Genomic DNA, 21319 nt, shown 5'->3' with positions numbered 1-21319 from the left:
CTGCGCCCCGGCGGGTGCAACGGGGCCTACTTCGCGCAGGCGTGTTTCAGTTCGATCAGGGTCACGCCGGGGTGGGCGAAACCTTCGCGCAGGTCGCGCTCCAGCTCGTCCAGGCTCTGCGGCTGGCGCATCTCGCAGCCGTAGGCGCGGCCGAGCAGGGCGAAGTCCGGGTTGCGCGGCAGCACGCCGACCGGCTCGATGTCCAGGCCGAGCATGTCGTCGCGGATCTGCCCGAGCGCGTCGTTGTTCCACAGCAGCACCACCAGCGGGCTGTCCAGCTCCTCGGTGGCGGTGGCCAGTTCCTGTGCGGTGTAGAGGAAGCCGCCGTCGCCCACCAGCACCAGGCCGGGGCGCTCCGGCGCGCCGAACTTGGCGCCGATGCCGGCCGGCACGCCGTAGCCGAGGGTGCCGTAGCCGGTGGGGTGCAGCCAGCCGCGCGGCGCCTGGCTGGGGTACAGGTAGTTGGCGGTGTAGGCCAGTTGGGTCATGTCGCTGGCGATGAAGGCGTTGGCCGGCAGCGCCTTGGCGATGCGTTCGAGGATCGCCTTGTGGATAAGCTGCAGCGGCGCGTGGCTGGCATCCAGTTGCTGGCGCAGCTGAGCAACACGGTCGATGGCGCTGTCGGCGTCGCGCTTGGCGGCCGGCAGCGCGGCGAGCAGCGCTTCGGCGGTGGCCTTCGAATCGCCCAGCAGGGCCACGGCGCTGGGGTAGAAGTCGTTGAACTTGCGCGAATCGACATCGACGCGGATCAGCTCGCCGCCCAGCGGCAGGCGCTCGCGCCAGTAGTCGGTGTCGGCCATCTCGGTGCCGATGGCTAGCACCACGTCGGCCTCGGCGATCATGTCCGAGCCGGCCTGGGTGCACAGGGTGGCGCCGGCGGCCAGCGGCGCTTGCGGGGCCAGCAGGCCCTTGCCGGCGACGCTGGTGAACAGCGGCGCGGCCAGGCGTTCGCTGAGCGCGGCCAGGGCGTCGGCGGCGTGCAACGCGCCGCCGCCGGCGATGATCATCGGGCGCTTGGCCGCGGCGAGTTTATCCACAGCCTGGCGCAGCGCGGCGGCGGCGGGCTGGCCACGGCCGGCGCGGCGCACCACTTCATTCGTCCAGTCGCGGGCGATGGGCGCGGCGAGCACGTCCAGCGGCACCGAGATGTGCACCGGGCGCGGGCGCTCGCTGTCGAACACGGCGTAGGCGCGGGCGATCAACTCGGGCAGGTCTTCCGGGGTCAAGGCGACTGCCGAGAACGCGGTGATCGGCGCGGTCATGGCGCGCTGGTCCTGGGTCTCGTGCAGGCAGCCCCAGCCCTTGCCGAGGCTGGCGGTGTGGTTGACGCTGGAGATCACCAGCAGCGGCACCGAGTCGGCATAGGCCTGGCCGATGGCGGTGGCGGCGTTGGTGACGCCCGGGCCGGTGATGATGAAGGCCACGCCGGGCTTGCCGCTGACGCGGGCGTAGCCGTCGGCCATGAAGCCGGCGCCCTGTTCGTGGCGGGTGAGCACATGGCGGATGCCGCTGCCGGGCAGGCCGCGGTACAGCTCCAGGGTGTGCACGCCGGGGATGCCGAACACGGTGTCGACGCCGTAGTTGGCCAGCAGGCGGACCAGGGCCTGGCCGCCGGTGAGGGTCTTCTGTTGTTGCATGGGCAAATCCTCGTCTGTCCGGCGACGTGTGTGATCGCCGTTCGCGCCGTAGCGCTCTTGCCCCCTCTCCCGCTTGCGGGAGAGGGCTGGGGAGAGGGGCTCTTCGCCGGCCGCATCGGTGCGTCGGCCCGCCACCCTCTCCCCCAGCCCCTCTCCCTGAAGGGAGAGGGGAGCGTTCGTGTTCCCCTTCAGGTCCTCAGGCGTCGGCCAGCCGTATGAGCGCATCCACCGCCACGGCGCCTTCGGCGTTCACCAGCAGCGGGTTGACGTCCAGTTCCAGCAGGCTGTCGGCGTGCTCGCAGGCGTAGTCGGCCACCGCGCGGATGGCGTCCACCAGCTTGTCCATGTCCACCGCCGGGCGGCCGCGGAAGCCACTGAGCAGCGGCGCGCTGCGCAGGCCCAGGAGGGCGTCGCGGATGGCCGCGTCGGTGGTCGGCAGCAGCAGGCTGCGGCTGTCCTTGAGCAGCTCGACGAGGATGCCGCCGGCGCCCAGCACCAGGGCCAGGCCGAAGCCGACCTCGCGCTTGATGCCGACGATCAGCTCGGCCAGCGGCGGGCTGGCCATGCGTTCCAGCAGCACCTTGTCGAAAGCCACGCCGGGGGCGTGCTTCGCCAGGTTCTCGCGCATGTCGAACAGCGCCGCTTCCAGGGCCGCCTCGTTGCGCAGGTTGAGCGCCACGCCGCCGACCTCGGTCTTGTGCGGCAGCTCGGCGCTGACCGCCTTGAGCACCAGCGGGTAGCCCAGGTCAGCGGCGGCCTCGCGGGCCTGGCCGGGGGTGCTGAGCACGGCGGCCGGCAGCGGCAGGCCGAAGGGTTTCAGCGCCTGCTTGGACTGCCACTCGTCGAGCAGCCGGCCCTGGCCGTCGATGGCCTGCGGGCACAGCGGCACCAGCGCCGCCTCGCCGCGCGCCAGCAGCGCGTCGCGGCGCTGGCGGTAGTGGGCGATGCGGCCCCAGGCGGCGAGGCCGTCTTCCACACCCTGCAACGCCGCCACGCCGTGGCCGTGCAGCAGTTCGCGGGCGTGGGCCGGCAGCAGTTCGGGCAGCGCCGAGGCGATGAAGCCAACCTTGCCGTGGCGCTTCAGCGCCGCGCAGTACAGCTCCAGCAGCAGGTCGCACTGCGGGCGTTCGCCGGTTTCCTCGCCAGGGTAGTCGAGCACCAGCAGGGCCGCGTCGGCCGGCGTGCGCAGGGCGCTGTCGAGCATCTTCTCCAGCGCCGGGCCGTCGCCCCAGATGGCGGTGGTGAAGTCCAGCGGGTTGGCGATGTTGGCGTAGTCCGGCAGCACCTGGGCCAGTTCGGCGCGCTGCGCGTCGACCAGCCTGGGCAACGGCAGGCCGTTGCGTTCGGCGTAGTCGGCGATCAGCCCGGCGTCGCCGCCGGAGCAGGCCAGCGCGGCCAGGCTCGGGCCGGCCGGCAGGTTGCCGCAGGCGGCGGCCTTGAGGGTTTCGATGAAGCTCACCGGGCCGCTCACGCGGATCACCCCGAGGCGGTCGAAGAGCGCGTCGTACAGCGCGTCGGAGCCGGCCAGCGAGCTGGTGTGGCTGAGCGCCAGTTCCGCGCCTATCTGCGAGACACCGGTCTTCAGCGCGATCACCGGGATGCCCTTCTGCAGCGCCTTGTAGGCGGCGCGGGCGAAGCCGGGGACGTTCTTCAGGCCTTCCAGGTGCAGGCCGATGGCGGTGACGCGCGGCTCGTCGAGCAGCACGTCCATCAGCTCGGCCACGCCCAGCTGCGCCTGGTTGCCCACCGAGGCCATGTAGGCGATGGGCAGCGAGCGGTCGCTCATCGACAGGTTGTAGGCGAAGTTGCCGCTCTGCGTCAGCACCGCCACGCCCTTCTCGACGATGTGCCCGCCGTGGGCCACCGGCCACAGGGCGGCGCCGTGCAGGTAGTCGAGCAGGCCGTAGCAGTTGGGGCCGAGCAGGGCCATGTCGCCGGCCACATCGAGCAGGCGCTGCTGCAGGGCCTGGCCCTCGGCGCCGGTTTCGGCGAAGCCGGAGGCGTAGCAGATGGCGCCGCCGGCGCCCTTGGCGGCCAGCTCGGCGACCGCGTTCAGGGTCAGGTCGCGGTTGGTGGCGACGAACACCGCGTCCGGGCCTTCGGGCAGTTCGGCGATGCTGCGCACGCAAGGCACGCCTTCCAGCTCGTCGTATTGCGGGTTGACCAGCCACAGCGGCCCGGCGAAACCGCCCTCGGCGCAGCGCTTGAGCGCGCGGGCCATGCTGCGGCCGCCGATGAAGGCCAGGTGACGGGGCGCCAGCAGGCGCTTGAGGTTCTCTGTGTTCATATCAGGTCTCGGTGCAAGGCTCGTTGCCCTCTCCCCCAGCCCCTCTCCCGCAAGCGGGAGAGGGGAGCGAGGATCAGCGCAGCAGCGGCCGCAGCAGTTCGCGGGAGATGATGTGGCGCTGGATTTCCGAGGTGCCTTCCCAGATGCGCTCGATGCGTGCGTTGCGCCAGATGCGTTCCACCGGGCCTTCGTCCATCAGGCCCATGCCGCCGAAGATCTGCACGGTCTCGTCGGCGACCTTGCCGAGCACTTCGCTGGCGAACAGCTTGGCCATGCCGGCCTCGCCGTCGGTCATGCTGCCCTGGTCCATCTTCCACGCGGTGTGCAGGGTCATCAGCTCGGCGGCGCGGATCTGCGTGGCCATGTCGGCCAGCTTGAAGGAAATGCCCTGGTAGCTGCCGATGGCCTGGCCGAACTGCTTGCGGTCGGCCGACCATTGCAGGGCCAGGTCCATGGCGCGCTGGGCCTGGCCGACGCAGTTGGCGGCGACCATCACGCGGCCGGCGGTGAGCCAGGCGTTGGCCACTTCCCAGCCCTTGTCGACTTCGCCGAGGACCTTGGAGGCCGGCACGCGGCAGTCGTCGAAGAAGATTTCGTAGGTGTGGTAGCCCTTGTTGCTGACGCATTTCGGGCCGCGGCGCACGGTCATGCCGGCGCTGCCCTTGTCGACCAGGAAGGCGGTCACGGCGTTGCGCTTCTTGCCATTGCGCTCGTAGCTGTCGGTGACGGCGAAGACGATGGCGAAGTCGGCGTGGCCGGCGTGGCTGATGAAGTGCTTGGCGCCGTTGATGACGAAGTCGTCGCCGTCGCGCACGGCGCGGGTCTTGATCGAGTTGGCGTCGGAGCCGGCGCCCGGTTCGGTGAGGGCGAAGCAGTCGATCTTCTCGCCGTTCACGCAGGGCAGCAGGTAGTCCTGCACCTGTTGGCCCTTGCAGGCCATGAGGATTTTCGAGGGCCGCGCGACGAACACGTGCAGCGCCCAGGAGACCTTGGACAGCTCGCGCTCGACCAGCGCCTGGGACAGGTAGTCGAGGCCGCCGCCGCCGACTTCCTCGGGCATGTTGAAGGCGTAGAAGCCGGCGGCCAGCGCCTTGCCGCGAATCTGCGCGGCGAGTTCCGGCGACACCGCGTCGGCGCGGTCGACTTCTTCCTCGTGGGGCAGCAGCTCTTTCTCGACGAAAGCCTTGACCGCCTCGACGAGCATTTCCTGTTCCTGGGTCAGTTTGAAATCCATGGGGAATACCTCGCCGCTCAACGGCCTTGGAAGTGGGGGGAACGTTTCTCGGCCACGGCGCGCAGGGCTTCGGCGGCGTCCTCGCTGCGGCCGCAGAGCAGCCCAGCGGCCTGCTCGGCCTCCAGTTGCTGGGCCAGTGTGCGGTTGGCGCCGTCGCGGATCAGGCGCTTGGTCTGGGCGAAGGCGAAGGTCGGGCCGGCGGCCAGACGCGCGGCGAATTCGCCGACGCTGGCAAGCAGTTGGTCATCGGCGACCACTTCGCCGACCAGGCCGGCATTCAGCGCGCGCTCGGCGCTCCACAGCTCGTCGAGGAACAGCAGGCGCTTGGCCTCCTCGCTGCCGATCAGCCGCGGCAGGTGCCAGCTGGCGCCGGCATCCGGGCAGTAGGCCATGCCGGTGTAGCCGGCCTTGAAGCGCGCCGAGGCGCCGGCGATGCGGAAGTCGCAGCACAGGGTGAGGTCCATGCCGGCGCCGACGGCGGTGCCGTTGACCGCGGCGATGGTCGGCTTGTCCAGGCCGTGCAGGCGGGTCATCAGGGCGTGGGCGGTTTCGGTCCAGCCGTAGGTCTCCAGCTCGCCGCGCTCTTCCGCCTCGGCCCATTCGGCGAGGTCGGCGCCGGCGCAGAAGCTGCGGCCCTCGCCGGTCAGCACGATGACGCGCACCGCCGGGTCGACGGCGTAGGCGTCGAGCAGCGCGTGCAGGTTCTTCAGCGTGGGAACGTCCAGCGCGTTGCGCTGTTCGGGGCGGTTCAGGGTGATCCAGGCGATGCCGTCCTGGACCCGGCTGAGCGGGGATGCGTGAGTCATGCTGGCCTCGTTGTTGTTGTCGCATGAGGGCGGTGTTGGCCACCATACTAAACAAGTGTTCAACAAGACGGCAATGCACCCGTTCGGGGGGCTTGTAACGCCCCGCCGGACGGCGGGAAGGCCGCGCGGTGCGGGGCTGTGGGGTTCTTCCAGGGTTTTTCCCGGGACCTTGTTACAACTTCGCACAAACGGCCCTGCGGGCCTTCGCGGACGAAGTCTCCTACGGTTCCAGGAAGCACGGCTTTTCGTAGGATGGCGTTGAGCTTGCGAAACCCATGCGGTTGCGGTGATGGGTATCGCTTCGCTCAACGCCATCCTACGAAAGGCCGAAAAGCGAAAAGCCCCGCGGGGCGGGGCTTCGTGGGTTCAGCCGACGCTCGGCACGGCCTCGCTGACTCCCTGCGGGCGCTTGCGCTTGAGCACGTAGTAGGCCAGGTAGCAGGCGGCGATGAAGCCGAAGCCCCAGTACAGCGACGGGCGCTGGGTCGGGTCCAGGGCCAGGAACACGAACAGCGCGCAGCAGATGGCGATGCAGGCCAGGGGGATCAGCGGGAACAGCGGCGCGGCGTATTTCAGGTCGGCCACCGTGCCGCCCTTGGCCATGTGTTCGCGGCGGAAGCGGTACTGGGCGTAGGCGATGACGATCCAGGTCACGGTGCCGGACATCCCGCTCACCGCCATCAGCACCATGAACAGGGTGTCGGCGGCGACCACGCTGGTCAGCAGCGAGAGCAGGGCGAAGGCCAGGCTGATCAGCAGCGCGTACAGCGGCACGCCACGGGAACTGAGCTTGGACAGGCCCTTGGGCGCCATACCGGTCTTGGACATGGCCCAGAGGATGCGGGTGGAGGCGTACAGCCCGGAATTGCCCACCGAGAGGATCGCGGTGAGGATGACGAAGTTCATCAGGTCCGCCGCGTAGGGGATGCCGACCATGTCGAACACCTGCACGAACGGGCTTTCCACCAGCCCGGCCTGCTGCCAGGGGACGATGGCGGCCAGCACGACGATCGCCAGCACGTAGAAGATCAGCACGCGGAACACCACGTTGCGCACGGCGCGGGGGATGCTCTTCTCCGGCTGGTCGGTCTCGCCGGCGGCCACGCCCATGATCTCGCAGCCCTGGAAGGCGTAGACCACCGTCATCATCACCGCGAACACTGCCGACAGGCCGTTGGGGAACAGTTGGTCGCCAACCAGGTTGTCGAGCATGGGAGCGGGCGCGCCGTCGTTGAGGTGGATGCCGCCGAAGATCACCAGCACGCCGACGATGATGAAGGCGAGGATGGCCGCCACCTTGATCCCGGCGAACCAGTACTCGGCCTCGCCGAAGGCGCGGGTGGCCAGGGCGTTGAGGGAGAACAGCACGACCACGAAGAAGCCCGACCAGAGCCAGATCGGCACCTCGGGGAACCAGCGCGTCATCAGCATGCCGGCGGCGGTGAATTCCAGGCCGACGGTGGAGGCCCAGCTCATCCAGTACACCCAGCCGATCATGAACCCGGTGGCCGGGCCGATGAAGCGCGTGGCGTGGGCCTGGAAGGAGCCGGAGACGGGCATCTGCACCGACAGCTCGCCCAGGCAGACCATCACCAGGTACATCAGCAGCCCGGCCACCAGGTAGGCCAGCACGGCGCCGGCCGGTCCGCCCTGGTTGATGGTGACGCCGGCGCCCATGAACAGGCCGGTGCCGATCACCCCGCCGAGGGACAGCATGAAGATGTGGCGGCTCTTGAGCGCGCGGGTGAGCTGGAGCTTGGAATCAGACATGGCGCACCCCCGGCAGACGGCGGGCGCGGCGAAGCGGAACTCTACGTTGGATCATTGTTGTTATCTCCAATCAGTCAGAGGCCGTGGCTCGTGGCACGGATACCGCCGGATTATTCGAAGGGGATGTAAGGTCGCGTTGAACGGCGGGATCGAAGATGTAAAAAGCTGTAAGGAATTTGTAGCGGGCTAGTCCCCACGCCCTCGGGATAACGTCCGGCTAACTCCGAAACATCCAAGCCTGCCGAACGGCCCCCTCGCCCTTCAGGGCGGGGCGCGCAACCGAGGGCTGGGGAGAGGGAACGGAGTCAGCCGAACGCACGGAGCTCATCTGGGAGCCCGCAACCCTCTCCCTAACCCTCTCCCTGAAGGGAGAGGGGACTGTCCGTGCCTGCTGTATGCGCGTGCCTCCCTGCTGGGTCTGCGCATTCTGTGCTTTTCGTAGGAGCGAGCTTGCTCGCGAACCGCATGGCACCGCAGCCGCCGGGAGATTCGTTCGCAAGCAAAGGAATTTGTAGCGGGGGCTTTTCGGACGCATCGGCTGACGCCGAAACGTCCAAGCCTGCCGTGCGGCCCCCTCTCCCTTCAGGGAGAGGGGACCGTCCGTGCCTGCTGTATGCGCGTGCCTCCCTGCTGGGTCTGCGCATTCTGTGCTTTTGCTTGCTCGCGAACCGCATGGCACCGCAGCCGCCGGGGAATCCGTTCGCGAGCAAGCTCGCTCCTACAGGAGGTGCATCCTGGCGGTGCTGAGTTGCGCGTCGAGTCTTTCGCTCCAGGCTTGCAGCGGTTCGCCAGCCAGGGCCGCTTCTTCCAGGCCGTGCAGGCATTCGCCCAGGCCGCGCAGGCCCATCGAGTGGCAACTGCCCGCCAGGCGGTGGGCCAGGCCAGCGGCCTCGCTGGCGTCGCCGGCGCGGATGGCTTCGTGGAGCAGCGGCAGCTGTTGCGCCAGCAGGTCGCGCAGTACGCCGAGCAGCTCGTTCACACGATGCTCGCCCAGCAGTTCACGGTGGGTCGCCAGCACCTGCTCGTCGATCACCCCATCCGCCTCGCGCCCGGCCAAAGGCGCATGCAGGTTGGCCAGCGCACGACGCAGGTCGTCGACACGCAACGGCTTGGCCAGCACGCCTTGCATGCCGGCTTCGAAGTAGGTGCGCACCAGCGCCGGCTGCACGCTGGCGGTGAAGGCGAGGATCGGCGTTTCCCGGTTGCGCCCGCCCTCCTGGCCGCGGATCGCCCGGCACAACTCGATACCGCCCAGGCCCGGCAGGTGCATGTCCAGGAGGATCAGGTCGAAGGCCTGCTCGCGACAGGCGACCAGCGCCGGTTCGGCATCCTCGGCCAGGCGCACGGCGTGACCGTCGCGCTCCAGCAGCCCCTGGGCCACTTCGCGATTGAGCGGCACGTCCTCCACCAGCAGCACGCTCAGGGCACGTTCGCTGCGCGGGGCCGCCTGCGGTTCCACCACGGGAACCAGCGCGGCTTGCAGCTCGACCTCGAACCAGAAGGTGCTGCCCTGCCCTTCCCGGCTGCGCACGCCGATGCGCCCGCCCATGGCTTCCACCAGGCGCTTGCTGATGGCCAGGCCCAGGCCGCTGCCGCCGTAGCGGCGGGTGACTTCCTCGCTGGCCTGGGTGAAGCGTTCGAAGATGCGCGCCTGCACCGCCTCGGGAATGCCGATGCCATCGTCGACCACGGCGAAGCGCAGGCGCTGGCCTTCGCCCTGCTGCGCCAGCAGTTCCACTTCCACACGCACTTCGCCGCCCTCGGTGAACTTCACCGCATTGGCCACCAGGTTGCTCAGCACCTGGCGGAGGAACTGCTCGGCGCCCCGGCAACGGCGGCGCACGTCGTCGTCCAGGTGCAGCGACAGGCGCGTGGCATTGGCCGCCGCGCGGGGTTCCAGCAGCGTCAGCACCTCGTCGAGCAGCTCGCCGAGGTCGAAGTCCACCGGCTCCGGCAGGCTGGCGCCGTCCTCCAGCTTGGCGAAGTGCAGCACTTCGTTGAGCACCGCCAGCAGGCCTTCGCCGGCCTTGTGCAGGGCGTGCAGGCGCTTGCGTTCCAGCTCGCCGAGGGGCGCGTCGCGCAGCAGTTCGGCCATGCCGAGGATGCCGTTGAGCGGGGTGCGGATTTCGTGGCTCATGGTGGCCAGGAAGCGGCTCTTCGCCTCGTTGGCCGCCTCGGCCTCGTCCTTGGCCCGGCGCAGGCTGGCGGTGCGCCGCTCGACCTGGCGCTGCAGTTCGTCGCGCTCTTCGCGCAGGGCCTGGCGCATGTCGTCGAGGGAATGGGCCACGGTGTCGAGTTCGTCGTCTTCGGCGCGGATGCGCTTGTCCAGGCGCAGCGGCTGCTGCAGGTCGCCGCCGGCCATGCGCCCGGCGAACTCGGCCATGCGCTCCAGGTGGCGCGTCACCAGCTTGTGGAACAGCCAGCTCAGGGCCACCGCCAGGCCACAGAGGAACAGGCCCATCCACAGCAGGTTGCTCAGTCCGCCGTGCCAAAGGCGGCGGTACACGGCGCCCTGGTCGATGGCCACGGCCAGCTCGCCGAGGGCGCGCAGCTCGCCGTCCGGCGGCTGGTAGCTGAGCGGGAAGTGCTCGACGCGCAGCGGGCCGGGAGCCTGGATGTCGCCCTGGATCAGGTTGAAGTCGGCGCTGGCGAGGCTCGCCCAGGCGATGTCGGGGAAGTCCACCAGGCCGTGCAACTGCACGTTGAGCTGGGCCTGGTTGAGGTCCCACAGGCTGCGCTCGAAGCTGGCCAGGTAGCCGCTGCGGATCAGCTCCAGGCGGGTTTCGATGTCGCGCATCTCGCGGCGGTATTCGAGGTACAGCTGCAGCGCGCCGGCCAGCAGGGTGAAGCACAGGCTGAAGCCGAGCACCCGCAGCAGCAGGCGCCGCGCCAGCGGGCCGGGGGCGCGCAGGGCCCTCATGGTTGCGCCCCGGCGGCAAGCATGGCGCGGTAGTCGCGCTCGCTTTCGTCCAGCCAGCGCGCCAGGCTGCCGTCGGCCTGCAGGCGTTGCAGGACCTTGTCGATCTCGCCCAGGCGTGCCTGCAACGGCGAGTGCCGCGACACCGCCAGGCGCAGGTAGTCGACGGTGATCGGTTGCGGCGCGTCCACGATGTCCTCCCCACCGGGCAGGCGCTCGACCAGCAGCCGCCCGGTGCGCCGCTCGTAGGGGATGAAGTCGATGCGCTGGCGGATCAGCTTGCCGAAGTTCTGCGTGCTGTCGGAGACGTACTCGATGTTGTCGTGGCTGGCGACGAAGCGGTCGAATTCGGCGCCGTAGCTCTCGCCGAACAGCAGGCCGCCGCGGTAGCGGGAAAGGTCCTCCAGCGTCTGGAAGCGCACCGGTTTGCGGCGGTTGTAGAACAGCGCCACTTCCTCGCGCAGCACCGGCGCCTCGGCGAAGGCCAGGCCCTGGTCGCGCTGCGCCGTGCGGTAGGCCAGCACCACGTCGACGCGCCCGGCGGCGGCGTCCATCAGGCAGCGCTTCCAGTTGCCCAGCACCACCACCTGCACGTCGTAGCCGAGCCCGCCGAGCACGCGCTTCACCACCTGCGGCGCCAGCCCGCGCACTTCATGGCCATCGCTCCAGGACACCGGCGGGTACACCGGATAGTCGCAGTAGCGCACGCGCTCGACGGCCGGCGCCAGGCCACCCCGGGCCAGAGCGAGCAACGCCAGGGCGAGCAGGGCCAGCCAGCGCACGTTCAGGCGTCGCTGGGGGCGGCGGTGAACAGGTAGCCGGCGCCGTGGATGGTGATGATCAGCTCGGGTTCGGCCGGATCGTCGCGCAGCTTGCGGCGCAGGCGGCCGACCAGCACGTCGATGGAGCGGTCGTTGGGCAGCCACTCGCGGTTGCGGATCTGGTCCATCAGTTGGTCACGGCTGAGGGTGTGGCCGCTGTTGCGCAGGAACACGCTGAGCAGTTGGAACTCGCCGTGGGTGAGCAGGGTTTCGCCGCCGTCGCGGTCGACCAGGCGCCGGCGGTCCGGGTCCAGGCGCCACTGGGCGAAGCGCTTGAACGGCTGGCGCGCCGGTGTCGCCGCGGCCGGGGCGCGGGCGTGGCGCACGCGGCGGATCAGGTTCTTCGCCCGCGACACCAGTTCGCGCGGGTTCGGCGGCTTGATCACGTAGTCGTCGGCGCCGCATTCCAGGCCGACGATGCGGTCGATGTCGTCGTTGCGCCCGGTGATCAGGATGATGCCCACCTCCGAGCGCACGCGCAGTTCGCGGGTGAGGGTCAGGCCGTCCTTGCCGGGCAGGCGGATGTCCAGCAGCACCAGGTCGAAGGGCGGGCCGCCCTGCTCGGCTTCGGCCAGGCTGGCCTCGGCCTGTTCGGCGGTGCTGGCGCAGGCCACCTCGTAGCCCTCCCCGGCGAGGTAGGACTGGAGGAGTTCGCGGATCAGCGGATCGTCGTCGACGATCAGTACACGGGGAGCCATCGCCAATACCCTGCTGCGGCCGCCGGCGAGGTCGCGGCGGATTTCTTATTAGAAGATGGACGCCCATGGGAAATTTCCCAGGGGCCGGCGCAGAGTAGCGATTGCTGAACGGCCGATCAACAGTCCGCCGGCCGACGGCTGAAGCGCTGCCGCCCGCCGGCCTGCAGGCCGTCGACCCAGGCTTCGCAGACCTGGATGCCCTGCTCGGGGCTGAAGGTGTTGGGGTTCAGCCCGGATTCCAGCCACAGGCCGTCGAGCATGGCGGACAGGGCGATGGCGGCGAGGTCGGCGTCGAAGTCGGCCCAGCCTTCCTCTTCGGCCAGTTGGTTCAGCGCTTGGGCCAGCAGCGCGCGGTACTCGCCGTAGGAATGGTCGTGGGCACGGTTGATCGCCTCGGCGGTCTTCACCGCGCCCCAGAACGCCAGCCAGGCATCGAGCAGCTGCGGGTCGAGCAGCTCGGCGCTGAACGAGGCGCGGAAGAACGCCGACAGGCGTGCGCGAGGGTCCGGCGCGGCCTGGTCGATGGCTTCGCGCAGCAACTGCATGACGCGCCCGGTGACCGTCAGGTAGGCCTCGGCCACCAGCTCGTCCTTGCCCGCGTAGTGGTGGTTGATCAGCCCCACCGAGACCCCGGCCTCGGCGCAGATCTTGCGGATCGACGCGCCCTGGAAGCCGTGCTGCTTCAGGCACGCCAGGGTGGCCTCGATCAGCAGCGCCTTGCGCTGTTCGGGTTCCAGCCGGGAAAAGCGCACTGCCTGGTTCATCGCCTGCCGCTCCTGTGTCCGAGGCCGCCAATCTGAACGAATGTGCAACAGCATACCAGCCCCACCCACCCATTCGGGGAATGGCCCGGCGACGGCCGGCGGCGGACAGTGGCCACAGCCGACACGACCCTCGAACAACAACCACAGGTGGGAGTGACATGTACAAATCCTGCGCAGCGATCCTGGGCACGGCCCTGCTGCTGAGCCCCTTGCTCGGCCAGGCCGCGGACGCCGACGGCGGCAACACGCTGAGGCTGTACAACTGGACCGACTACATCGGCGAGCACACCATCGCCGACTTCGAGAAGGCCACCGGGATCAAGGTGGTCTACGACACCTTCGACTCCTACGAGACGGTGCAGGGCAAGCTGCTGCCCGGCCGCTCCGGCTACGACCTGGTGGTGCTCAACGCCGCGCTGGTGCCGCCGCTGCTCAAGGCCGGGGTGTTCCAGCCGCTGGACAAGAGCAGGCTGCCCAGCTGGAGCAACCTCGACGCCGAGGTGCTCAAGCACCTGGACCACTACGACCCGGGCGTGCAGTACTCGGCGCCCTACACCTGGGGCAGCAACGGCATCACCTACAACATAGAGAAGATCAAGCAGCGCATGCCCGACGCGCCCATCGGCTCGCTGGCGATGCTGTTCGATCCCAAGGTGGTGTCGAAATTCGCCGACTGCGGGGTGACCATCATCGACTCGCCCACCGACGTCATCCCGCTGGCCCTGGCCTACCTCAAGCGCGACCCGAACAGCGCCAACCCCGAGGACCTCAAGGCCGCCCAGGACCTGCTGCAGTCGATCCGCCCGTACATCCGCAAGTTCGACTCCACCAGCTACCTCAACGGCCTGGCCAACGGCGACCAGTGCATGGCCATGACCTGGTCCGGCGACTACGCCACCGCCCAGGCCCGCGCCGACGAGGCCGGGGCCAAGGTCAAGCTGGGCTACTTCGTGCCCAGGGAAGGCTCGCTGATCTGGTTCGACGACTTCTACATCCCGGCCGACGCGCCCCACGTGGCCAACGCCCACAAGTTCATCGAGTACATGCTGCAGCCGAAGGTGGCCGCCGACGTCAGCGACTACATCCGCTACGCCACCAGCAACGGCGCGGCCAAGCCGCTGCTGGCCGCGGGGGTGCGCGACGACCCGGCGATCTACCCGGATGCCGAGACGCGTTCGCGGCTGTTCACCCAGAAGGTCCAGGGGCCCAAGGCCACGCGGCTGATCACCCGGACGTGGAATGCGGTGAAGACGGGGACCTGAGTTTTCGTGACTGACTACTGACTGAAGAGCCCCCTCTCCCCAGCCCTCTCCCTGAAGGGAGAGGGGGCCGATAGTGCCGAGATGACCGATGGCGCCCTCCTGAAGCGCTCAGGCGATACCAAATCCGGCAAGGGAGAGGGAAACGGAATTAACGAGATGAAACCGCACTATCGAGGTACTGCCATGACCACCCCATCCGCCGCCTTCTTCGCCCAGTTCGATGACGAAAAGCTGGTCGCCGCCGACAAGGCCCACTACGTGCACGGCTACCACGTGTTCGACGACCACCGCGAGAACGGCGCGCTGAACATCGCCGCAGGCCAGGGCGCCTACATCTACGACACCAAGGGCAACCGCTACCTGGACGCCGTGGGCGGCATGTGGTGCACCAACATCGGCCTGGGCCGCGAGGAAATGGCCGAGGCCATCGCCGAGCAGGTGCGCCAGCTGGCCTACTCCAACCCCTTCTGCGACATGGCCAACGTCACCGCCATCCAGCTCTGCGAGAAGCTCGCCGAACTGGCCCCGGGCGACCTCGACCACGTGTTCCTCACCACCGGCGGCTCCACCGCCGTGGACACCGCCTACCGGCTGATCCAGTACTACCAGAACTGCCGCGGCAAGCACGCCAAGAAGCACATCATCAGCCGCGTCAACGCCTACCACGGCTCGACTTTCCTGACCATGTCGCTCGGCGGCAAGGTCGCCGACCACCCGGCCGAGTTCGACTTCCTCAAGGACTTCATCCACCACATTTCCTGCCCCAATCCCTACCGCGCGCCGGCGGGCATGACCGAGGGCGATTTCCTGGAATTCCTGGTCAAGGAGTTCGAGGACAAGATCCTGGAACTGGGCGCGGACAACGTGGCGGCCTTCTTCGCCGAGCCGATCATGGGCTCGGGCGGCGTGATCATCCCGCCCAAGGGCTACCACAAGCGCATGTGGGAGGTGTGCCGGAAGTACGACCTGCTCTACGTCGCCGACGAGGTGGTGACCTCCTTCGGCCGCCTGGGCGCCTTCTTCGCCTCCGAGGACGTGTTCGGCATGCAGCCGGACATCATCACCACCGCCAAGGGCCTGACCTCCGGCTACCTGCCGTTGGGCACGTGCATCTTCTCGGACCGCATCTGGAAGGTGATCGCCGAGCCGAACCAGGGCCGCTGCTTCAGCCACGGCTTCACCTACAGCGGGCACCCGGTGAGCTGCATCTCGGCGCTGAAGAACATCGAGATCATCCAGCGCGAGAACCTGCTGGAACACGTCAAGGACGTCGGTGCCTACCTGGAGCAGCGCCTGCAGGAGCTGGCCGAGCTGCCGCTGGTGGGCGACGTGCGCTGCCAGAAGCTGATGGCCTGCGTCGAGTTCGTCGCCGACAAGCGCAGCAAGACGCTGTTCCCCGAGGAGCTGAACATCGGCGAGAAGATCCACCTGCGCGCGCAGAAGCGCGGCCTGCTGGTGCGCCCCATCGTGCACCTGAACGTGATGTCGCCGCCGCTGACCATTACCCGCGAGCAGGTCGACGAGGTGGTCGACACCCTGCGCGAGGCCATCCTCGAAACCGCCGAGGACCTCAAGCGCAGCGGCGACTACGCGGGGCACTGATGCGCGGACGCGGCGCTTTGCACCTGGTCGGCGGCGGCCGTATGCTGCCGACCATGAGCACACCGGCCACCCCACTCGCCCCCCCACCCAACAGCCCGGCCCTGCATGCCTGGCATGCGGGGCTGGCGCGCGCCATGGCGGCGGTGGCCACGGCGGAATTCCCGGCGCGGCTGGTGGAGGCACTCGGCGCGCTGGTGCCCATCGAGTCCTCGCTGTTCGGCCTGGAGCGCAAGGGCCAGCCGCCGCGCCACCTGTTCCAGCACGGCATCCCCGCGCAATACCGCGAGCCGCTGACCGAGCGCTACTACGCCCGCGGCTACCTGCTCGACCCCTTCTGCCTGGCCATCGAAGGCGGCCTGGCCGAGGGCTTCTACCCGCTGGCGGAAATCGCCCCGGACGACTTCTTCGCCAGCGAGTACTACAAGACCTACTACCTCAAGTGCGGCTCGGTGGAAGACAGCCACTACATCGTCGACCTCGACGCCCAGCGCAAGCTTTCCCTGTGCGTGTACCAGGGCCGCAGCGGCGCGCGCTTCAGCGAGGAACAGACCGAACTGCTGCGCGCCGCGCTGCCGCTGGTGCGCGAGCTGTGCCGGCAGTTCGAGAGCCGCGGCGGCCTCGACCTGCTGCTGGCCGGCGGCGACGCCGGCGCGCCACCGGCGGCGGCGCTGAACCGGCACATCCGCGAAGCCTTCATGAACTTCGGCGGCGACTGCCTGACCGAGCGCGAACGGGAAATCGCCCACCTGCTGCTGCGCGGCCACTCGGTGAAGTCCAGCGCCCGCGTGCTGGACATCTCGCCGGAGACGGTGCGCATGCACCGCAAGCATCTCTACACCAAGCTGGAGATCAACTCCCAGGCGGAGCTGTTCTCGCTGTTCATCGACTGGCTGACCCGCGACGGGCCGGCCTGAAACGCCGCCATCGCGAACGGAGTCACCTGTAGGAGCGCGCCCTGCGCGCGATTCGCGGGCAGGGCCCGCTCCTACAATACGGATAGGCACGGCTTCTCGTAGGATGGTGTTGAGCGAAGCGATACCCATCAGCGCAACCGCATGGGTTTCGCAAGCTCAACCCATCCTACGAAGAGCACCTCGGCGCGGCTTGCAAGACAGTTGCGCCTAACATGGCAGGAAGAGCGCCGTCGTAGGTCAAACGGCGGATAACCGCGAACGGTTATCCGCCCTACGCCCTTGTTAGCCTCAAGCCTCCCCAGGCATGCTAGAGCATTCCCCCGCCCTCCCGAGGAAACCCCATGTTCCGACGCTGGCTCCCCGCCCTGCTGCTGGCCGCCGCCCTGCCGTTGCAGGCCGCCGAAACCCGGCCGAACTACGGTCCCGAACTGGAACGCTTCAACTACGCCTACCCGGTGGGACACTTCAGCTTCGCCTCCCAGGGCAAGCACGTGCACATGGCCTACATCGACGTGAAGCCGGCCAAGCCCAACGGCCGCGCGGTGGTGCTGCTGCACGGCAAGAACTTCTGCGCCGGCACCTGGGAGGCCAGCATCGCCGCCCTCAGCGCGGCCGGCTACCGGGTGGTGGCGCCGGACCAGATCGGCTTCTGCAAGTCGACCAAGCCGGAGCACTACCAGTACAGCTTCCAGCAACTGGCCAGCAACACCCACGCCCTGCTGGACAAGCTCAGGCTGCACAAGGTGACCATGCTCGGCCACTCCACCGGCGGCATGCTCGCCGCGCGCTACGCGCTGATGTACCCGCAGCAGGTCGAGCAGCTGGTGCTGGTCAACCCCATCGGCCTGGAGGACTGGAAGGCCCTGGGCGTGCCCTACCGCACCCCGGACCAGTGGTACGAGCGCGAGCTGAAGACCAGCGCCGAGAGCATCCGCAAGTACGAGCAGGCCACATACTACGCCGGCCAGTGGAAGCCGGAGTACGACAAGTGGGTGAACATGCTCGCCGGCCTGTACAGCGGCTCCGGCCACGAGCGCGTGGCGTGGAACTCGGCGCTGCAGTACGACATGATATTCACCCAGCCGGTGGTCTACGAGTTCGGCCAGATCCAGGCGCCCACCCTGCTGATGATCGGCACCCAGGACAACACCGCGATCGGCAAGGACGTCGCCCCCGAGCCGCTGCGCGCCAAGCTGGGCAACTACGCCGAGCTGGGCAAGCGCACCGCCCAGGCCATCCCCCACGCCACCCTGGTGGAGTTCGACAAGCTCGGCCACGCGCCGCAGATCCAGGACCCGCAGGCCTTCCACGCGGCGCTGCTCAAGGGCCTGGCCGAACTCAAGCATTGAGCTGGCCGCACCGATGGGCGCTTCGTAGGATGGGTTGAGCCTGCGAAACCCATGCGGCCGTGGCGATGGGTATCGCTTCGCTCAACCCATCCTACGAAGTGCAGGAGAAACTCCGCGCAAAACGAAAACGCCGGGCATCTGCCCGGCGTTTTCGTTGCCTCGGCCCCGTCAGCCCAGGTTCTTGCCCAGCAGCGCGTGGTACAGCTCGCTGTCGCCGAGCACGCCGACCACGCGGCTCTGCTCCTGCAGGACCAGCTTGTGGCCGGTCTGGTAGCGGATCTGCAGGGCGTCGCGCATGCGGATGCTGACGTCCACCAGGGTCGGCTCGTGCTTGAGCTTTTCCACCGGGTCGCCCGGGCGCCATTGCTGCAGGTCGATGATGTTGCTGCCCTGGCGCGCGGTCTTGATCTGGTTGGTCTCGGTGAGGCCGATCCAGCAGTCGCGGCCCTGGTCGAAGCACACCTCGCCGTCCTGCCGGCGGCACTGGTCCAGGCCGCGCATCAGGCTGGAGCCGCACAGCACGTTGAGTGGGTTGGTGTGGGCGACGAAGGTGCGCACGTAATCGTCCGCCGGGTTCAGCACGATCTCCTCGGGCTTGCTGTGCTGGATGATGCGGCCGTCCTTCATGATGGCGATGCGCGAGCCGATCTTCAGCGCCTCGTCGAGGTCGTGGCTGACGAAGACGATGGTCTTGTGCAGCTGGCGTTGCAGCACCAGCAGTTCGTCCTGCAGCTGCTGGCGGATCAGCGGGTCCAGCGCCGAGAAGGGTTCGTCCATCAGCAGGATGTCGCCGTCCATGGCCAGCGCGCGGGCCAGGCCGACGCGCTGCTGCATGCCGCCGGAGAGTTCGTCCGGGCGCTTGTCGCGCCACTGCGACAGGCCCACCAGTTCGAGCTTCTCGTCGATCACCTTCTTGCGCTCGGCGGCCGGGCGGCCCTGCATCTCCAGGCCGAAGCCGATGTTCTCGGCCACGGTCAGCCAGGGCATCAGGGCGAACTTCTGGAACACCATGGCGATGCGCTTGGTGCGCATGGTCTTGAGCGTCGCCGGCGAGCAGTTGGCGACGTCCACCTGCTGGCCTTCGTGCTCGATCAGCAGCTTGCCGCGGCTGACCGTGTTGAGGCCGTTGATGCAGCGCAGCAGGCTCGACTTGCCCGAGCCGGACAGGCCCATCATCACGCAGATTTCACCGCGCTCGACGTCCAGGTTGGCGTCCTCCACGCCCAGCACCTGGCCGGTGCGCTTGAGGATTTCCTGGCGGCCCAGGCCTTCGTCGAGCAGGCGCAGGGCTTCCTTGGTGTTCTTGCCGAAGATCACATCGACGTTCTTGAATTCAATCGCAGCCATGGTTGCTTACCTCCCCCGCAGCGAGCGTTGCTTGCACACCCGGTCGAGCAGGATGGCGAGCAGGACGATGGCCAGGCCGGCCTCGAAGCCCAGGGAGATGTCCGCGGTGTTCAGCGCGTTCACCACCGGCTTGCCGAGGCCGTCGGCGCCTACCAGCGCGGAAATCACCACCATCGACAGCGACAGCATGATGCACTGGGTGATGCCGGCGCCGATGCTGGGCATGGCGTGCGGCAGTTCGATTCGGGTCAGCAGCTGCCAACGCGAGCAGCCGAAGGCCTTGCCGGCGTCCATCAGCTCCGCCGGCACGTCCTGGATGCCCAGGCAGGTCAGGCGGATGGGCGCGGCGATGGCGAAGATCACCGTGGAGATCAGGCCCGGCACCACACCCAGGCCGAACAGCGTCAGGGTGGGGATCAGGTAGACGAAGGTGGGCACCGTCTGCATCAGGTCCAGCAGCGGGCGCAGGGCGGTGTAGAACCAGGGCTTGTGCGCCGCGAGGATGCCCAGGGGCACGCCGATGGCGACGCACACCAGGGTGGCGAAGATGACCTGGGCCAGGGTCTCCATGGTTTCCTGCCAGTAGCCCAGGTTGAGGATCAGCAGCAGAGAGGCCAGGGCGAACAGCGTCAGGCCGATGCTGCGCTGGATGAAGTGCACCAGGCCCACCATGATGGCGGTGAGCAGCAGCGGGTGGAACCACAGCAACCCGCCGGTGACACCGTGGATGAGGAACTCGAGGACATCCGAGATCTTGTCGAAGACCGCCGAGCCATGGCGGGTGAGCCAGTCGACGAAGGCGGCGATGTGCTCACCGAGGGGGATCTTGTGTTCAGTCAGAAACATAGTGCGGGCCCATCAAGCAAGGTGGAAGCGACCGGCCAGGGTCACTTGGCGAAAGCGACCTTGGCCGCGGCGAGCGCCGGCTTGCCGTCACGCGTGGTGACGCCAGCCAGCCAGGCATCGAGCAGTTCCGGGTGATCCTTCAACCAGGCCTTGGCCGCGTCCTCGGGCTTCTTGCCCTCGTTGAGCACGGCGTCCATCAGTTTGTTTTCCATGTCCAGGGTGAAAGTGAGGTTGGTCAGCAGCTTGCCGACGTTCGGGCATTCCTGGACGTAGCCCTTGCGCACGTTGGTGTAGATGGTCGCGCCGCCGTAGTTGGGGCCGAACACGTCATCGCCACCCTGCAGGTACTGCATCTTGAAGCGGGTGTTCATCGGGTGCGGTTCCCAGCCGAGGAACACGATCCACTGGCTGCGGCGGTCGGCGCGGCCCACCTGCGAGAGCATGCCGGCCTCGCTGGACTCCACCAGCTTGAACTTGCCCAGGTCGAACTGGTTCTTGTCGATCATGCCCTGGACCAGGCGGTTGCCGTCGTTGCCCGGCTCGATGCCGTAGATCTTGCCGCCGAGCTTGTCGGAGAACCTGGCGATGTCGGCGAAGGTCTTCAGCCCGCCGTCGTAGGCCGCCTGGGTGACCGCCAGGGTGTACTTGGCGCCCTCCAGGTTGGCCCGCACGGTTTCCACCGAGCCGTTGTCGGCGTAGGGCTTGATGTCGTTGGCCATGCTCGGCATCCAGTTGCCGAGGAAGACGTCGAGGTCCTTGTTCGCCAGCGAGCGGTAGGTCACCGGCACGGAAAGCATGTTCACCTTGGTGGTGTAGCCGAGCGACTCCAGCACCTGGCGAGTGGTCGCGGTGGTGACGGTGATGTCGGTCCAGCCGACGTCGGAGAAGCGAACCGTGCCGCACGACTCAGGTTCAGCGGCCTGAACCACCAGCGGCGTACTCAGGGACACAGCCAGCAGCAAAGACTTGCAACCTTTCATGAGCGTACTCCTCTACGGAATGGGCGATCTGCGTGGGTTTCTAGGTGGGCCGCGCCGGGACGCGGGCCCTTTCTTCGTCGATTCG

Annotated in this window: 15 protein-coding genes and 1 pseudogene; 4 read left to right on the top strand and 12 right to left on the bottom strand. The window is 68.3% G+C overall.

All coding sequences use genetic code 11. The annotated features are described in order from the left end of the window. Window positions 1-26: 26 nt before the first annotated feature. From QSJ95_RS01955 to QSJ95_RS01915, 9 genes and pseudogenes are all read right to left on the bottom strand, one after another. Window positions 27-1701: pseudogene (locus QSJ95_RS01955) on the bottom strand (5-guanidino-2-oxopentanoate decarboxylase); the annotation flags it as partial. Window positions 1702-1833: 132 nt separating this feature from the next. Beyond that, entirely contained in the window at window positions 1834-3924 is a 2091-nt protein-coding gene (locus QSJ95_RS01950; protein ID WP_285639543.1) for an acetate--CoA ligase family protein, read from the bottom strand. Window positions 3925-3997: 73 nt separating this feature from the next. Then, window positions 3998-5158 (bottom strand): acyl-CoA dehydrogenase family protein, encoded by a 1161-nt coding sequence (locus tag QSJ95_RS01945; protein ID WP_043314654.1) that lies wholly within the window; start codon window positions 5156-5158, stop codon window positions 3998-4000. Window positions 5159-5175: 17 nt separating this feature from the next. Beyond that, on the bottom strand, window positions 5176-5964 hold the full coding sequence (locus tag QSJ95_RS01940) for an enoyl-CoA hydratase/isomerase family protein (protein ID WP_285639539.1): 789 nt from the start codon (window positions 5962-5964) through the stop codon (window positions 5176-5178). Between the two features lie 366 nt (window positions 5965-6330). Continuing rightward, on the bottom strand, window positions 6331-7734 hold the full coding sequence (locus QSJ95_RS01935; RefSeq protein WP_285639537.1) for an amino acid permease: 1404 nt from the start codon (window positions 7732-7734) through the stop codon (window positions 6331-6333). 718 nt (window positions 7735-8452) lie between these two features. Next, window positions 8453-10654, bottom strand: a complete 2202-nt coding sequence (locus tag QSJ95_RS01930; protein WP_285639535.1) for an ATP-binding protein — start codon at window positions 10652-10654, stop codon at window positions 8453-8455. After that, window positions 10651-11439: a substrate-binding periplasmic protein gene (locus QSJ95_RS01925; protein WP_502945258.1), complete on the bottom strand. Its 789-nt coding sequence runs from the start codon at window positions 11437-11439 to the stop codon at window positions 10651-10653. Before QSJ95_RS01925 ends, QSJ95_RS01930 begins: the two co-directional genes overlap by 4 nt. Then, a complete protein-coding gene (locus QSJ95_RS01920) occupies window positions 11436-12176 on the bottom strand; it encodes a response regulator transcription factor (RefSeq protein WP_285639529.1) in 741 nt (246 codons plus the stop codon). Before QSJ95_RS01920 ends, QSJ95_RS01925 begins: the two co-directional genes overlap by 4 nt. Before the next feature lie 110 nt (window positions 12177-12286). Further along, complete coding sequence (locus tag QSJ95_RS01915) at window positions 12287-12934, bottom strand: TetR family transcriptional regulator C-terminal domain-containing protein (RefSeq protein ID WP_009614807.1); 648 nt, start codon at window positions 12932-12934, stop codon at window positions 12287-12289. Between the two features lie 158 nt (window positions 12935-13092). Here QSJ95_RS01915 and QSJ95_RS01910 point away from each other — a divergent pair, with 158 nt between their 5' ends. The 4 genes from QSJ95_RS01910 (at window position 13093) to QSJ95_RS01895 (ending at window position 18061) form a co-directional block, all read left to right on the top strand. Continuing rightward, entirely contained in the window at window positions 13093-14196 is a 1104-nt protein-coding gene (locus tag QSJ95_RS01910) for a polyamine ABC transporter substrate-binding protein (protein WP_285639526.1), read from the top strand. A gap of 183 nt (window positions 14197-14379) precedes the next feature. Next, entirely contained in the window at window positions 14380-15798 is a 1419-nt protein-coding gene (locus tag QSJ95_RS01905) for an aminotransferase (protein WP_285639524.1), read from the top strand. Between the two features lie 53 nt (window positions 15799-15851). Next, window positions 15852-16712, top strand: a complete 861-nt coding sequence (locus QSJ95_RS01900) for a helix-turn-helix transcriptional regulator (RefSeq protein ID WP_285639669.1) — start codon at window positions 15852-15854, stop codon at window positions 16710-16712. Between the two features lie 341 nt (window positions 16713-17053). Then, complete coding sequence (locus QSJ95_RS01895; RefSeq protein WP_285639522.1) at window positions 17054-18061, top strand: alpha/beta fold hydrolase; 1008 nt, start codon at window positions 17054-17056, stop codon at window positions 18059-18061. 168 nt (window positions 18062-18229) lie between these two features. Here QSJ95_RS01895 and choV read toward each other — a convergent pair whose 3' ends face one another. From choV to QSJ95_RS01880, 3 genes are read right to left on the bottom strand one after another with little or no spacing between them, the layout of a single operon-like run. Further along, entirely contained in the window at window positions 18230-19408 is a 1179-nt protein-coding gene (gene choV / locus QSJ95_RS01890) for a choline ABC transporter ATP-binding protein (RefSeq protein ID WP_009614797.1), read from the bottom strand. A 6-nt stretch (window positions 19409-19414) separates the two neighbouring features. Continuing rightward, complete coding sequence (gene choW / locus QSJ95_RS01885) at window positions 19415-20254, bottom strand: choline ABC transporter permease subunit (protein WP_009614795.1); 840 nt, start codon at window positions 20252-20254, stop codon at window positions 19415-19417. 41 nt (window positions 20255-20295) lie between these two features. Then, window positions 20296-21234, bottom strand: a complete 939-nt coding sequence (locus QSJ95_RS01880) for a choline ABC transporter substrate-binding protein (protein WP_009614794.1) — start codon at window positions 21232-21234, stop codon at window positions 20296-20298. Window positions 21235-21319 lie beyond the last annotated feature (85 nt).

The organism is Pseudomonas sp. NBRC 100443, assembly GCF_030268185.1.
In the GTDB taxonomy this organism is placed as follows: domain Bacteria; phylum Pseudomonadota; class Gammaproteobacteria; order Pseudomonadales; family Pseudomonadaceae; genus Pseudomonas; species Pseudomonas citronellolis.
This window is presented reverse-complemented; position numbering and strand designations above follow the sequence as displayed.

Coding starts and splice junctions, on each gene's coding strand:
- QSJ95_RS01950 (WP_285639543.1), bottom strand. CDS start 3,924: ATGAACACAGAGAACCTCAAGCGCCTGCTGGCGCCCCGTCACCTGGCC.
- QSJ95_RS01945 (WP_043314654.1), bottom strand. CDS start 5,158: ATGGATTTCAAACTGACCCAGGAACAGGAAATGCTCGTCGAGGCGGTC.
- QSJ95_RS01940 (WP_285639539.1), bottom strand. CDS start 5,964: ATGACTCACGCATCCCCGCTCAGCCGGGTCCAGGACGGCATCGCCTGG.
- QSJ95_RS01935 (WP_285639537.1), bottom strand. CDS start 7,734: ATGTCTGATTCCAAGCTCCAGCTCACCCGCGCGCTCAAGAGCCGCCAC.
- QSJ95_RS01930 (WP_285639535.1), bottom strand. CDS start 10,654: ATGAGGGCCCTGCGCGCCCCCGGCCCGCTGGCGCGGCGCCTGCTGCTG.
- QSJ95_RS01915 (WP_009614807.1), bottom strand. CDS start 12,934: ATGAACCAGGCAGTGCGCTTTTCCCGGCTGGAACCCGAACAGCGCAAG.
- QSJ95_RS01910 (WP_285639526.1), top strand. CDS start 13,093: ATGTACAAATCCTGCGCAGCGATCCTGGGCACGGCCCTGCTGCTGAGC.
- QSJ95_RS01905 (WP_285639524.1), top strand. CDS start 14,380: ATGACCACCCCATCCGCCGCCTTCTTCGCCCAGTTCGATGACGAAAAG.
- QSJ95_RS01900 (WP_285639669.1), top strand. CDS start 15,852: ATGAGCACACCGGCCACCCCACTCGCCCCCCCACCCAACAGCCCGGCC.
- QSJ95_RS01895 (WP_285639522.1), top strand. CDS start 17,054: ATGTTCCGACGCTGGCTCCCCGCCCTGCTGCTGGCCGCCGCCCTGCCG.
- choV (WP_009614797.1), bottom strand. CDS start 19,408: ATGGCTGCGATTGAATTCAAGAACGTCGATGTGATCTTCGGCAAGAAC.
- choW (WP_009614795.1), bottom strand. CDS start 20,254: ATGTTTCTGACTGAACACAAGATCCCCCTCGGTGAGCACATCGCCGCC.
- QSJ95_RS01880 (WP_009614794.1), bottom strand. CDS start 21,234: ATGAAAGGTTGCAAGTCTTTGCTGCTGGCTGTGTCCCTGAGTACGCCG.